We start from the raw sequence: 13,349 nt of genomic DNA, 5'->3' as shown, positions 1-13,349 counted from the left end.
GTTGATAGGCCGGAGGTGTACAGCAGTGATGCCCAGCCGACCGGTACTAATAGGCCGAGGGCTTATCTTTCATAAACCCTCAACAAAAACAACAAACGAAGACCGTCAAGTCTCGCGTCCACAACCAACTGTTGTAACACAGGTTTGGTCACCCTCCCTCTGATGGGAGCGTGATCTCTAGAGTTACGGCGGCCATAGCGAAGGGGAAATACCCGGTCCCATCCCGAACCCGGAAGTCAAGCCCTTCAGCGCCGATGGTACTGCAACCGAGAGGCTGTGGGAGAGTAGGACGCCGCCGGACATAACTTTGCGCAGGGCCACCTCTTCGGAGGTGGCCCTGCTGCCATTTGTGCCCGTTTTCGGAGCAGTGGATGGAGCTTGGCGAGAGGCGGTGGATCGAGCCTGTCGAGAGGATTATGGTGGTCTCTTCGCGCCACGCCCGGTTGACGTAGGCGGCCTCGCGAGGTCCAATGTCATAGTTGCAGTCCGTACCAAACCTCTCGAATTAGGAGTTCCCATGGTCAAGAAGCTGCTCATCGCCGCCGTCGTTGCCGTGGGTCTCGGCGTGGCCATCAAGCTGGTCACCAGCCGCTGATCCAGAGCTTCTCCAGTTGCCCGGCGCCCTCGAGGTGCCGGGCAACTGTCATTTGGTGCCCTGGGAGGCTTCCTCCTCCGGCGCGTTCGCGGCGGTGGGTGCGATGGGCGATTCCTTCGGGACATCGACCTCGGTCAGGGACCGGCGAGCGCCAGGGATGGCGAGGATGCCGGCGACGATGAAGAAGAGCAGCAGACCGGCGAGCACGAGCAGGGACTCGACCGAGAACTGATCTGCGAGCGGACCGAAGACGACCATCGAGAGGGGCATGGCAACCGACATCACGATGCCGACGATGCCGAAGACCCGCCCCTGCATCTCCGGCTCGACGCGCTCTTGGAGGATCGTCATCGCGGGAGCGCTCAGCGCTGAGAAGGCGAACCCGATGAGCAGCCCGAAGACGAAGAAGACCCACATGTTCGTGGAGACTCCGAGGCCGACCACGAACAGTCCGATGAGGACGACGGAGCCGACCATCAAGCGCATGCGGTGGATGATCTTGGGCCCGAACGCGGCCATGGCGACACCACCGGCCAGCATGCCGAAGCCCCAGAACAGCTCGTTCGCCGTGAGCTTCCAGACCTCGTCGCCGAAGGTGCGGGTGACCATGAGCGGGGTGAGGTAGGAGGGGGCTCCGACCATCACCATGACCAGCGTGAAGAGCACGAGGATCCAACGCACGTGCGCGTGGGTGGAGACGTACTTCAGGCCGGCGCGGAGGTCACCGAAGTAGGAGACCTCGCCCTGGTCGGGGCGTACGAGACGGGCGACCGGGACGAGGGCCAGCAGCCCGACGCCGATGAGGGCAGTGATGGCGTCGATGAAGAAGACCGCAACGATGTCCATGCTGGCGTAGATCACCGCGGCGAGTGCCGGGGCGAGGAGCGTCATCGCGGACTGGATGGTCTGGAAGGCGCCGTTGATACGGAGCAGCTGCGACTCCGGAGCGATCTGCGGGATCATCGCGGTGACCGCAGGCATCTGGATCCCGGCGAAGATCGAGCGGATGGCCAGGGCGAGATAGATGATCCACAGGTCGTCGATCCCGCTGGCCATCAAGCCGGCCAGGATCAGAGTGGCGACCGCGATCGTGGCGTCGGAGCCCATGATCAGGAACTTGCGGTGATGTCGGTCGGCCCAGACGCCGCCGAAGATCGACATGAACGCCTGCGGGAGCATCCCGAAGACGAGGCTCAGCATCAGCACCGACCCGGAGCGGGTCTCGATGGTGAGGTGCCACATCACGGCGTACATCACCAGCATCGAGCCGAGCAGGGAGACCGTTTGGCCGGCGAGGAAGATCGCTGCGTTGCGCCTCCAGCCGGGAAGCTCGTCGGCGGGCATGCCGACAGCCTTGACCCGGCGGCGGAACGCGTCAACCGACTTTGGTCTCGCGCGGCCCCTTGGCAGCGTAGGTAAGGTAAGCCTTACTTAAGGAATGGAGCTGGCATGGGATTCGACGACGGCCGCAGGCTGAAGGGCGTGTACGCGGCCGAGGTGCTGCACAACAAGCAGGTCACTCCGCACATGGTGCGGCTCACCTTGGGAGGTGACGACCTGCGACGCTTCCCGCAGCGCGGCTTCGACCAGTGGTTCCGGCTCTTCCTGCCGCGGCCCGGTGGAGAGCCCACCAACTTCGATGTGGTGCCACAGAAGCTCGGGACGATCGACTACCTCAAGTACATGAGGCACGGCGACCGGCCGCCGTTGCGCAACTACACCGTGCGCGAGCACCGGCCGGAGCTCGGTGAGATCGACGTCGACTTCGTCGTCCACGGGGACCTCGGGATCGCGGGCCCGTGGGCGCGTACCGCACAGCCCGGGGAACGGGTCGTGCTCATGGATCAGGGCACGGGCTTCGACTTCGATCCGGACGCCTCGTTCCATCTGCTCGTCGGGGACGAGTCGGCGCTCCCGGCGATCGTCGGGATCCTCCGGGACATGCCCCGCGACGCGCGCGGCCTGGCGATCATCGAGATCCCGAACATGGCCGACGTCCAGGACGTCTCCGGGCCCGAGGAGGTCGAGGTGCGCTGGCTCGCTCGAGCTGATTCCGCCGAGCAGCCCGGGGCGCTGGCGATCGCCGAGGTGAAAGCGTTCACCCCCGAGGCGCCGGCCACCCTCTCGGCCTACCTCGTCGGTGAGCGGACGATCCCTGCCGAGGGACGGCGCCATCTGGTGTCGCTCGGCGTGCCCAAGTCGCGGATCACCTTCGTCGGCTACTGGCGGATCGGCAAGGCCCAGGCGTAACCGTCCAGAAGCCGAGTCGGCTCATCTTGACAAAGAAAACCGCCGAGTCGGCTCGTCATGACGAGCCGACTCGGCGGGATTTTCGGTCAGTTCGAGCCGACTCGGCGTCAGCCGAGGAGGTCGGTGATGGTCGTGCGGATCTGGTCGAAGGCGAGCCAGGCGAAGAGCAGGGCGCAGATGATCAGGCCGATGTTGGAGACCCACTTGTTGCGCCACTCTGCCGGGGTGTGGCCGGTGTTGAGGAGCCAGAGCAGGGTGATGGCGAGGAACGGCATGAAGAACGCGCCCAGGACCCCGTAGATGAGGATCAGCCAGGTCGGCTCGTCGGCCAGCAGGAGCCAGATCATCGGGGGGAAGGTGAGCCAGAGGATGTAGGAGCGGTACCAGAGGCCGCCGCTCTTGGCCTCGGGCTCGTCCGCCCGGCCGCGGATGGTGCCCATGAAGTCCGCGAACATCAGGCTGACACCGTTCCAGACGCCGACCAGGGACGACATCGCCGCGGCCCAGAAGCCGATCAGGAAGAGCTTGCCGAACCAGTTGCCGTAACGGTCGGCAAGCACCCGGGACAGGTCGAGCATGCCCTGGTCGCCGGTGCCGATGGCGATGTTGGCCGAGTAGAGCAGCTCGGCGCCGACGATGAGGGTCGCGACGACGAAGATGCCGGTCACGACGTACGCCGTGGTGTTGTCGATCCGCATCACGCGCATGAACTGCGGGGTGCTCCAGCCCTTCTCCCGCAGCCAGTAGCCGTAGGCGGCCAGGGTGATGGTGCCGCCGACGCCGCCGGCGACCGAGAGGATGTTGACCAGCGAACCCTCCGGGATGGTCGGGGCCAGACCGGTGAGGAGCTCGGGAAGGTTGGGCAGGGTCACCAGCGCGGCGCCGACCATGGTCACGAACATGATCCCCACGAGGACCGCGAGGAACTTCTCGAAGAGGCCGTATCGGCCCGCCCACACGATGGCGAGACCGATCAGGCCGGAGAGGATGCCCCAGAATTTCACCGAGGCGAACGAGAACAGCGCCGCCAGCGAGAGGCCGGTGCCGGCCATGGCCGCGGCACCGTAGATGAAGCCCCAGATCACGATGTAGGGGCCGAAGTAGATCGTCGTCCAGATGCCCAGGCGGCGCCATCCCTGGAAGATCGTCTCGCCGGTGGCCAGGCTGTAGCGCCCGGCGCCCTCGACCAGGACCACCTTCAGGACACAGCCGACGACCACGGCCCAGAGCAGGGCGTAGCCGTACTTGCTGCCGGCGATGAGGGTCGCGACCAGGTCGGCGGCGCCGACACCGGTGGCGGCCACCACGAGGCCGGGTCCCAGGATCCGCCAGCGTGGGGTTTCGGACGTCTCGGTCCTCGCTGCTTGTGACATGAGCGTCAGGTATACCCCGTTTTAGGTAAGATCAGCGACTTTTTGCCGAAGGACGGCACGCTCCCGCTCGTTCGTGCACATCTCTGCCGCCCGCTCCAGCTCCGCGCGTGCCTCGACGGTTCGGCCCAGTCGGCGCAGCAGCTCGCCGCGTACGGTCGGGAGGAGATGGGTGTGGTCGAGCCGCCCTGCCCCTGTGATCGGGTCGGCGAGCCGGTCGACGATCTCCAGGCCTCGCAGCGGTCCGTGGGCCATGGCGACCGCCACGGCACGGTTGAGGTCGACGATCGGGTTGGGCGCGATCCGGCCCAGGGCCTCGTAGAGGACGATGATCCGCTCCCAGTCGGTGGTCTCGACCGAGTCGGCGACCGCGTGGGTCGCAGCGATCGCGGCCTGGAGGCCATAGGGACCGAGACCTCGTGGGGTCGCCTGCTCGAGGGCGGCCAGGCCGCGGCGTACGGCTCCCTGGTCCCATCGAGTGCGGTCCTGGTCCTCGAGGAGGACCGGGTCGCCGGCGGCATCGGTGCGGGCGGGGAAGCGGGAGGCGGTCAGCTCCATGAGCGCAAGCAGGCCGTACGCCTCCGGCTCGTCGGGCAGCACACCGATCAGCACCCGGGTCAGTCTCCGTGCCTCGCGGGCGAGGTCGGTGCGGATCAGATCCTCGCCGGAGGTGGCGGTGGAGCCCTCGGTGAAGATCAGGTAGAGGACGTTGAGCACGCCGGCCAGACGCTGCCGGCGCTCGTCGGGCGACGGCACCTCGAAGGGGACCTTCGCGGCCGCGATCGTCTTCTTGGCGCGGGTGATCCGGGCCTGGATCGTCGGCACCGGAACCAGGAACGCCCGGGCGATCTCCTCGCTGCCGAGGCCGCCGACGACCCTGAGCGTGAGCGCCACCCGGGCCTCCTTGGACAGCACCGGGTGGCAGGAGACGAACATCAGCGCGAGGACGTCGTCGTCGATCCGCTCGACGTCCAGGTCGTCGGCGTACGCCTCGTCCTGGTCGTGGGCGATGGCCTCGTACTTCTCGCGCTGGACCCCGGCGCGGCGGATCGTGTCGATCGCCCGCCGCTTGGCGGTGGTCATCAGCCAGCCGACCGGGTTGGCCGGCCGGCCGTCGCGTGGCCAGGAGACCAGCGCCTCGGCGAGGGCCTCCTGAGCCGCGTCCTCGGCGAGGGCGAAGTCGCCGGTGTAGCGCGCGAGCGCGCCGACGATGCGGGCGGACTCGATGCGCCAGATCGCCTCGACGGCGCGCGTCGCGTCACTCATCGGTGTCTTCTCCGGTGGTTTCGGACTCAGAGCTGCCCGTTCTTGGTCCGCCAGTCGAGCTCCTTCTGGATCCACGGGTTGTCCTGCGGAAACTCGTCGATCGTGGGCACCCGGCGGACCTCAACGGCGGAACCGGGGAAGTAGCTGAGCCGCTTGGCCCACTCGACCGCCTCCTCCTTCGAGCCGACCGAGATCAGGTAGAAGCCCCCGAAGAGCTCCTTGGTCTCGCCGTAGGGGCCGTCGGTGACCACCGGCGGCTCGTCGGCGTCGGCGTAGGTGACGACCGTGTGCTCCTCCGGGTCCAGACCCTCCATGGCGAGCAGCACGCCCGCCTTGATGAGCTCGTCGTTGAGCTGACCCATCTTCTCGAGCATCTGCTCGAAGGGGATGGCAGCCATCGCGGCGTTCTGCTTGTCCTCGTCGATGGTGCGCCAGATCAGCATGTACTTCGGCATCTCGGTTTCTCCTGTGTCGGTCGGGCCGTCTTGCCGGCCCGTTCACCCCTTGGTCGAACGAGGTCTACGCGGGATCGACAACGCTGCCAAGATTATTTCTGGGATCTCGGTAGGTTGGGGACGTGAAGATCTCGCTGTGGCCCAACCTCGTCTTCCCCACCGCCGACATCCTCGCCGAGGCGCAGGCGGCTGACCAGGCCGGTTGGTACGGCGTCTGGCTCGCCGACCACTACATGCCCAACACCGGATCCGAGGAGATCGACGACGCACCCATGCACGAGGTCTGGGGGATCCTGCCGGCGCTGGCCGCGACCACCCAGAACGTACGCATCGGGCCTCTCGTCTCCCCGACGACGATCCATCACCCCGCGCTGCTCGCGAACAGGTCCGCGACGATCGACCACATCGCCGGCGGGCGCTTCGTGCTCGGCATGGGTGCGGGCTGGCAGATCAACGAGCACAAGGCGTACGGCTTCGACCTGCCGGGGGCGAAGGTGCTGGTCGACCGCTTCGAGGAGGCGATCGAGGTCACGCGGTCGCTGCTCGACAAGCCGCGCACGACCTTCGACGGGACCCACTTCCAGCTCACCGACGCGCCGTGCGAGCCGAAGCCGGTGGCCTCGCCGCTGCCGATCCTGGTCGGTGCCAAGGGCCCGCGGATGCTGCGCGTCGTCGCCCGGCACGCCGACGAGTGGAACACCTGGGGCACGCCCGAGAGCGCCGGCGCGGTGCGGGCCAAGCTCCTGGAGGCGTGCGAGCAGGTGGGTCGCGACCCCGCGACGATCAGGACGACCACCAACCTCATGCTCGATCTCGACGGCGCGAACCCCGGCTTCGCCAGGACCCAGACCGGTTCGGCAGGTGAGCTGCAGGAGTTCGTCGGGCGCTACGTCGAGGCCGGGTTCGACGAGTTCATCCTGCCGACCTGGAACCTGGGCAAGACCGGTGCCGAGCGGATCGAGCGGGCGGCACAGCTCAAGGCCGAGGTGCTCGACCCCGTGCTCTAGGGGCGCGCGAGGATCGCGCTGTTGATCACGTCGGTGCCCGGGGCGTCGACCTCGGGGTCGGCCTCGGCGACCACGTCCAGCCCGGCCAGGGCCTGCGGACCGACCTGCGGGTAGAGCAGCGTACGCAGCCCCCGGGCGCTCCGCGCCAGGACGAGGCCGCCCGGGGCGAGAGCGGTGACCGCCTTGTCGAGCACCGCGGCCTTGGCGGCATCGTCGGAGCCGACCAGGCCGGCGAGAAGCACGACGTCGGCGGGGTGAGGAGGCCTGGCGGCGGCGGCCTCGGCGTGCTCGAACGTCACGCCGGCGGCACCCAGACGGTCGAAGGCGGCGGAGGAGAGCCGGATCGCCTCGGCGTCGTGGTCGACGCAGTGCACCGCGATGCCCTGGTCGGCCAGACAGAGCGCGGTGAGGGGGAGCGGCCCCGAGCCGAGGAGCAGGACGTGCCGCGGGACGGTGCCCTGGCGGCGTACGGCCTCCAGCTCCATCTCCACGAGGAGCCGGTAGTTCTCGCGGTAGGGGAAGTGGGCGAACGTTGCCGCGGGGTCGGGGGAGTGCGCGATCCGGTCGGCCCAGACCCGCTCGAGCGCGTGCTCGCCGGCGGACGCGACCGACCGGAAGACGGCCGGTGACCGCGACGGCGGCAGCGCGGCCAGCACGGTCTCGGCCTCCGGCTCGGGCACGCTCAGCACGGCGGTCACCAACCGGTTGAAGAGCGCGTTGACGACGATCCCGGGCTCCAGCGTCGGCTGGTCGAGCAGGTCGTCGAGGGTGGAGACAAGACGTTCGTCGATGGCTTCGAACGTTCCCGGATTCACAACCGGTCACCCTTCCACATCGGTGACGGCCGGTGCAGGCTGTTCGGCCTCAGGAGCCCGCTCCGCGGCACGGAAGTTGCTGGGCAGGTCGTGTCGCCGCACTCCTATTCGCACACGTCGGCGGCTCGCTTCTGGGACGATGTAGAACTACGCCGATCGGCTCCGACGTATCCCCGTAAGCACGCCTACGGAAGGCGCCGACGAAAGGGAAGTCCATGAAGTACGTCATCCTGATCCATTCCAACCCGCAGCCGTGGGGTCACCCGACCGGTGACTTCATCCCCGAGCTCCAGTCGCTTCCGGAGGCGGCCAGGGAGAAGCTCAACGCGGCCTTCGAGGGGATCATGGAGGAGCTCTCGGCCAACGGTGAGCTCCTCGGCGGGCAGCCGCTCGCGGATCCAGCCTCGGCCAAGCTCTACCGCTGGGAGGCCGGCGAGCCGATCGCCACCGACGGTCCCTACTCGGAGGCGAAGGAGCATCTGGCCGGCTTCTTCCTGATCGACGTGGAGTCCCAGGAGAGAGCCGAAGAGGTCGTACGCAGCTTCAGCGGCCCCGGTGAGACCGTCGAGCTACGGCCGGTGGCAACCTACTGACATGACGGTCACGGGAGTCGAGGACGTGTGGCGGCAGGAGTCCGCCCACGTCCTCGGCGCCCTGCTGCGGGTCCATCCCGACCTCCCCGACTGCGAGGATGCGGCCCAGGAGGCGCTGATCGCCGCCAGCCAGAGATGGCCGCGCGACGGCCTGCCGGACGACCCGCGGGCGTGGCTGATCCGGGTGGCTCATCGACGCCTGATCGACCAGCTGCGCGCGGACACGGCACGGACCCGGCGCGAGGTCGCCGACGGGATCGCCCGGCGGCTCGACGACCCGGACCCCGCGGCCGTGGAGATCGGCTCGGCCTACGACGACTCCCTGCGGCTGATGATGATGTGCGCCCATCCCGCGCTGCGCCGCCCCTCCCAGGTCGCGATCACGCTGCGGTGCGTGGGCGGTCTGACGACGTCGGAGATCGCGGCTGCGTACCTGGTTCCGGAGGCGACCATGGGGCAGCGGCTCAGCCGGGCGCGGGCGACGCTGAAGGACGAGAAGTTCTGCTCGCCGGCGCCCGACGAGCTGCCCGAGCGGATCGCGTGCGTGCTCGACGTCTGCCACCTCATCTTCAACGAGGGCCACACCCGCACCAGCGGCCCTGAGCTCCAGGGCATCGAGCTCACCGACGAGGCGATCCGGCTGACCCGGATCGTGCGCGGGGTGCTCCCGGAGCACGACGAGGCCACCGGCCTGCTGGCGCTGATGCTGCTGACCCAGGCCCGCTCGTGCGGTCGCGTCGACCACCTCGGCGACCTGATCCCGCTCAAGGACCAGGACCGCTCGCAGTGGGACCAGCAGCTGATCCGTGAGGGGGTCGCGCTGCTGGAGGAGGTGCTCCCCGAGGGGCCGGTGGGCCGCTACCAGCTCCAGGCCGCGATCGCCGCGGTCCATGCCGAGGCGGAGTCGTACGAGGCCACCGACTGGCTCCAGATCAACCTGCTCTACGGGATGCTCGCGCAGGTCGCGCCCTCGCCGGCGGTCACGCTCAACCGGGCCGTCGCCGTGGCGATGAGTCTCGGACCCGAGCACGGGATCGAGATCGTACGCGACCTGCTGGAGCACCCGGCGATGCAGCGACACCACCGCGCCCATGCCGTGCTGGCGCACCTGCTGGAGCAGTCCGGCGACGTCGCGACGGCTCGGGAGCACTATGTGCTGGCGGCCCGGCTGACGCAGAGCGTGCCGGAGCAGCGCTACCTGAACCGCCGGATCGAGTCGCTCGACCGGCCCTGAGGCCTCAGAGCTGCACGACGCCATCGATGACGAGGATGATCCCGAAGATCGCGAACAGCGCGGCGGCGCCGTACTTGATCACGTTCTCGGGGAGCTTGCGGCCCAGGAGCGCGCCCACCCCGATGGCGAGCGCGTCGGCGGCGACCATCCCGACCGTGGAGCCGATCCAGGTGCCGAGCCAGCCCTCCTGGGTGGCCAGGGTGATCGTGGCGAGCATCGTCTTGTCACCGAGCTCGGCCAGGAAGAACGCGACCCCGACGGCGACGATCGCCATGCCGCGGCTGTTGCGCGCCTTCTTGGCCTCGTCCTCGGTGAGCTCGTCGCCTCGCAGCGTCCAGCCGGCGAAGAACAGGAAGGCGATTCCGGCGACGATGGTGATGTAGTGCTGGTGCTCGGCGAAGGCGTCCCCGATGAGCGCGCCGATGGCGACCGAGGCGAGATGGACGATCGCGGTGGCAGCGGTGATCCCGAGGATCACGTCCCGGGCCCGGTAGCGGGTGGCGAAGGTCATCGCCATGAGCTGGCTCTTGTCGCCGAGCTCGGCGACGAAGATGACTGCGGTGGAAAGAAGGAAGGCGTACACAGGGTTCCTCTCCGGCGCCGGCCGGAGGATTCCCATGAGGAGTTGATCGTCCTTCGACCAGCACCGTCATGTTGACAGGGTGCTTGGTCGAAGGTCTCGTCCGCCACCTCGTGGCCGATCGCGCCGGGCGCTGAGGCCAGTGTGTCGACGCGACTGTTGAGGACTACTCCCCTTCGTGCCGTCAGTCTAGGCCAGGGGCCTCACGCCGTCCCACTCGGGTGGGCCGTGGCCCCTCGGTCGAATTCCCGCGGTCGAGATCCGATCGTGGTTAGGCTGAGTTCATGGACGAGGCCGAGGTGCGCGCGGTCCTCTTCGGTCTGCGCGACACCCTCGTCCCGAGCGGCCATCCCGCCGAGCACGACGCGGTGGCCAGGGGGATGGGCGCCGATCTCGGCGTCGACCCGGACGCCTTCGCGGCCGCGGTCGCGGACACCTTCGACGAGCGCGTACGCGGTCTGATGGCCGACGTGCACCACACCGTGCGCTACCTGGCCCGACGGGTCGGCGGGTCGCCGACCGAGTCGCAGGTGGAGCGCGCGATCACGCGGCGATTGGACCACGAGCTCTCCCTGCATGCCGCGACCCGGGCCCTGTCTGCGCTCGAGTCGCTGCGCAAGCGAGGGTTCAAGCTCGGACTCGTCGCCGACTGCGGAGCCGAGACGGTCGCGATCTGGCCGCAGAGCCCGCTCGCCGACCACCTGGATGCCGTCTCGTTCTCCTGCCAGACCGGCGTACGCAAGCCGGACTCGGGCGCCTACCTCGTCGCCGCGGCGGCACTGGAGGTGCACACCGGTGAGTGTGTCTACGTCGGTGACGGTGCGGACCACGAGCTCAGCGGGGCCGAGGCGGTCGGGATGCGGGCGGTGCGGTTCCGCGCCAGGGCGCTCGACGCGCACGACGGGGACGTCGCCCTCGCCTTGGATCCCGAGTGGAGCGGACCGACGATCAGCGAGCTGGGCGAGCTCGCCGGGATGATCGGGATCCCGATGCCGCGCGAAGGGTCCGAATCGCGGACGTTCGTCTCCGGCAATGTGGTGCCGTGGGGTTCGAAGAGATCGTCCCGCTGATCCCGGGCTGAGGCCGGCGCTCGGCCCGTCGGCGCCTCGAGGAGGTCGTCCGGTGTGGGTCAGGGTCCCACTCCTGAGGGCCGATGTCAGCCGAACCGGCGATCCGCCGGCGTTTCGGTCCGCTCCTCGGCACGGTGCCGGAGTGCCATCGGAACGGTGTCTGAAATCACACCGACCCTGTTACCTGTCGTTTGACAGTTTTCACGTCCGTAGGGCTGGTCACATCCTCGACGAGTTTGCTCCATCAGGCGGCACCGCACGCGGGAAATCGGCAGCAAATGCTCCTCCCCCCTAGCCAGTGCCGACTGAAAACGGTAAGAATCGATCGACCGACAGGGAAGAATTTTTCCGACTCCGACCCCCACATTTCGGACTCAGGTTTCCAACAGTCTTGGTTTGCCCCCGACGCCCTTGACCTACATGCTTACCTGTCAGTCGACAGGTTAATCATGCTTCAAGGAGGACCCGGGTGGCGCTAGCTGCAGACCACAGCACGGACACGGTGCTGAACGCACGGGCAGACGCTCGCGCGCAAGGGGGGCAGGTCAGCGACTGGATGCCGTACCTACCGGCCTCGACGAGCCCGTTCTGCCCGGACGACGTCGACCCGGACACCTTGACCTGGGCCGAGACGGTCGCCCCGGGCGGCTACACCCACAAGGTCCTCGCCCGCGGCACGCGGTTCCGGCTCGACGACCCGACCGGCGAGGCCTGTGCCCACACGCTCGTCTACAACGCGCTCGAGCCGACCGAGCGGCTCAACGTCGCCGACACCCAGAAGATCCCGTGGCAGGCCTACCTCGGTGCCGGTCACCCGCTGCTCTCCGGTGACGGCCGGGTGCTCGCCACGATCGTGGCCGACACCTCGGGCCGGCACGACGCGTTCTGCGGCACGAGCACCGCCGCGTGGAACGCGCTGCGTTACGGCACCGCGCTGCCCGAGGGGCCGGCGCCCGCGGGCCGTGATCTCTTCGTGAAGGCGGCCGCCAAGCACGGGCTCGGGCCGGCCGACGTACCTCCCTCGGTCTCGTTCTTCCAAGGAGTCCGGGTCGCCTCGGACGGGAGCTTCGACTGGTTCGGCTCGTCAGGTGCCGGAAGGTCGGTCGAGCTCGTGGCCGAGCTGCCCCTGATCGTGCTGATCGCCAACGTCCCGCACCCGCGCGACCCCCGTCCGGACTACGTCGTCGGGCCGCTGCGCCTGCACGCCTGGCGTACGCCGGAAACCACTCCCACCACCCCGGCGGACGAGCGTTTCGACGCCTCTCCCGAGGTTCGGCGGGCTTATCTGAACACGCTCGACTATGCGGAGGCTCGGGGACTGTGACCACCACGATCGACAACCCGGTGATGAGGCCTGTGAGGACCGTGCCCGTTCCTGTGACCACCTATCCGACGCCCGACGGGGAGCTGGTCTCCAGCGTCCCGGTGGGGGCGTCGTACGCCGACGGCAGTCACCTGGAGTGGGGTGACCCGCTGGTGCCGGGTTCCGTCGTGCTGGACGAGCAGGTGGCGCCGCGGGCCTCGTGGTCGGGTGTCGTACGTGCCGGGCAGGTGCTGACCATCGTCGACGTCGGCGGCAACCAGTCGGGTGACTGCCTGCTCTACAACGCGCACCACACCGACGAGCGCTACAGCGCTCCGGACACGCTCGCGTGGCAGGACAACGCCTACATCCGCACCGGGACCGTGCTGCGCAGCAACCTCGGTCGTGCCCTGATGACCGTCGTCGACAACGAGATCGACCGCCAGGACACCATCGGCGGCGCCTGCTCGCGCGAGTCCAACACCCTGCGCTACGGCCACCACGTGATGTATCACCACGGCTGCCGGGAGAACTTCCTGACCGAGGGCGCCAAGCACGGGCTCGGCATGCGCGACATCGTCTCCAACATCAACTGGTTCATGAACGTGCCCGTGGAGGAGGACGGCTCCCTCGGCATCGTCGACGGCATGTCGGCTCCGGGGAAGCGGGTCGCGCTGCGCGCGGAGATCGACACGCTCGTGCTCATCTCCAACTGCCCGCAGATGAACAACCCCTGCAACGACTTCAACCCGACGCCGCTGCGGATGATCGTCTCCGAGCCGGACGTGGACTACGAGGTCGACGCATGAGC

13 protein-coding genes and 1 rRNA gene are annotated in these 13,349 nt (G+C 68.4%); 8 read left to right on the top strand and 6 right to left on the bottom strand.

Going from position 1 to position 13,349, the window contains the following annotated elements; translation table 11 throughout:
- Nucleotides 1-184: 184 nt before the first annotated feature.
- Nucleotides 185-301, top strand: a 5S ribosomal RNA gene (gene rrf / locus ACZ6WN_RS12525).
- Between the two features lie 342 nt (nt 302-643).
- Here the strand turns inward: rrf and ACZ6WN_RS12520 are convergent.
- The gene (locus tag ACZ6WN_RS12520) at nt 644-1,939 is read right to left on the bottom strand and encodes an MFS transporter (RefSeq protein WP_465864957.1); all 1,296 of its coding nucleotides are present in this window, start codon (nt 1,937-1,939) and stop codon (nt 644-646) included.
- Between the two features lie 105 nt (nt 1,940-2,044).
- On the opposite strand from ACZ6WN_RS12520, the gene ACZ6WN_RS12515 reads away from it, so the two are divergent.
- Nucleotides 2,045-2,845, top strand: coding sequence for a siderophore-interacting protein (locus tag ACZ6WN_RS12515; protein ID WP_465864956.1), 801 nt, complete (start codon nt 2,045-2,047; stop codon nt 2,843-2,845).
- 107 nt (nt 2,846-2,952) lie between these two features.
- Here ACZ6WN_RS12515 and ACZ6WN_RS12510 read toward each other — a convergent pair whose 3' ends face one another.
- Genes ACZ6WN_RS12510 through ACZ6WN_RS12500 form a run of 3 tightly spaced genes read right to left on the bottom strand, consistent with a single transcriptional unit; the run spans nt 2,953 to nt 5,936 of the window.
- The gene (locus tag ACZ6WN_RS12510; RefSeq protein WP_465864955.1) at nt 2,953-4,218 is read right to left on the bottom strand and encodes an Nramp family divalent metal transporter; all 1,266 of its coding nucleotides are present in this window, start codon (nt 4,216-4,218) and stop codon (nt 2,953-2,955) included.
- A 21-nt stretch (nt 4,219-4,239) separates the two neighbouring features.
- Nucleotides 4,240-5,481: an RNA polymerase sigma factor gene (locus tag ACZ6WN_RS12505; RefSeq protein ID WP_465864954.1), complete on the bottom strand. Its 1,242-nt coding sequence runs from the start codon at nt 5,479-5,481 to the stop codon at nt 4,240-4,242.
- 26 nt (nt 5,482-5,507) lie between these two features.
- Nucleotides 5,508-5,936 (bottom strand): YciI family protein, encoded by a 429-nt coding sequence (locus ACZ6WN_RS12500; RefSeq protein WP_465864953.1) that lies wholly within the window; start codon nt 5,934-5,936, stop codon nt 5,508-5,510.
- Nucleotides 5,937-6,058: 122 nt separating this feature from the next.
- On the opposite strand from ACZ6WN_RS12500, the gene ACZ6WN_RS12495 reads away from it, so the two are divergent.
- Nucleotides 6,059-6,943, top strand: coding sequence for an LLM class flavin-dependent oxidoreductase (locus ACZ6WN_RS12495; protein WP_465864952.1), 885 nt, complete (start codon nt 6,059-6,061; stop codon nt 6,941-6,943).
- On the opposite strand, the gene ACZ6WN_RS12490 is transcribed toward ACZ6WN_RS12495, so the two are convergent.
- Nucleotides 6,940-7,758, bottom strand: a complete 819-nt coding sequence (locus tag ACZ6WN_RS12490; RefSeq protein ID WP_465864951.1) for a nicotianamine synthase family protein — start codon at nt 7,756-7,758, stop codon at nt 6,940-6,942. The genes ACZ6WN_RS12495 and ACZ6WN_RS12490 overlap by 4 nt on opposite strands.
- 215 nt (nt 7,759-7,973) lie before the next feature.
- On the opposite strand from ACZ6WN_RS12490, the gene ACZ6WN_RS12485 reads away from it, so the two are divergent.
- Nucleotides 7,974-8,351 carry a YciI family protein gene (locus tag ACZ6WN_RS12485; protein WP_465864950.1) on the top strand — a complete coding sequence of 126 codons (378 nt, stop codon included), beginning with the start codon at nt 7,974-7,976 and terminating at the stop codon, nt 8,349-8,351.
- Nucleotide 8,352: 1 nt separating this feature from the next.
- A complete protein-coding gene (locus ACZ6WN_RS12480) occupies nt 8,353-9,585 on the top strand; it encodes an RNA polymerase sigma factor (RefSeq protein WP_465864949.1) in 1,233 nt (410 codons plus the stop codon).
- Between the two features lie 4 nt (nt 9,586-9,589).
- Here ACZ6WN_RS12480 and ACZ6WN_RS12475 read toward each other — a convergent pair whose 3' ends face one another.
- Complete coding sequence (locus ACZ6WN_RS12475; RefSeq protein WP_465864948.1) at nt 9,590-10,168, bottom strand: TMEM165/GDT1 family protein; 579 nt, start codon at nt 10,166-10,168, stop codon at nt 9,590-9,592.
- Between the two features lie 281 nt (nt 10,169-10,449).
- Between ACZ6WN_RS12475 and ACZ6WN_RS12470 the strand changes: the two genes are divergently transcribed.
- From ACZ6WN_RS12470 to ACZ6WN_RS12460, 3 genes are all read left to right on the top strand, one after another.
- A complete protein-coding gene (locus tag ACZ6WN_RS12470; RefSeq protein ID WP_465864947.1) occupies nt 10,450-11,235 on the top strand; it encodes an HAD family hydrolase in 786 nt (261 codons plus the stop codon).
- Between the two features lie 556 nt (nt 11,236-11,791).
- Complete coding sequence (locus ACZ6WN_RS12465; protein WP_465864946.1) at nt 11,792-12,559, top strand: urea amidolyase associated protein UAAP1; 768 nt, start codon at nt 11,792-11,794, stop codon at nt 12,557-12,559.
- Complete coding sequence (locus ACZ6WN_RS12460; protein WP_465864945.1) at nt 12,556-13,347, top strand: urea amidolyase associated protein UAAP2; 792 nt, start codon at nt 12,556-12,558, stop codon at nt 13,345-13,347. Before ACZ6WN_RS12465 ends, ACZ6WN_RS12460 begins: the two co-directional genes overlap by 4 nt.
- Nucleotides 13,348-13,349: the final 2 nt, after the last annotated feature.

The organism is Nocardioides sp. NPDC054178 (assembly GCF_055585005.1).
Note: the sequence above shows the minus strand (reverse complement) of the source record. Positions and strands in the feature narration are given on the sequence as shown.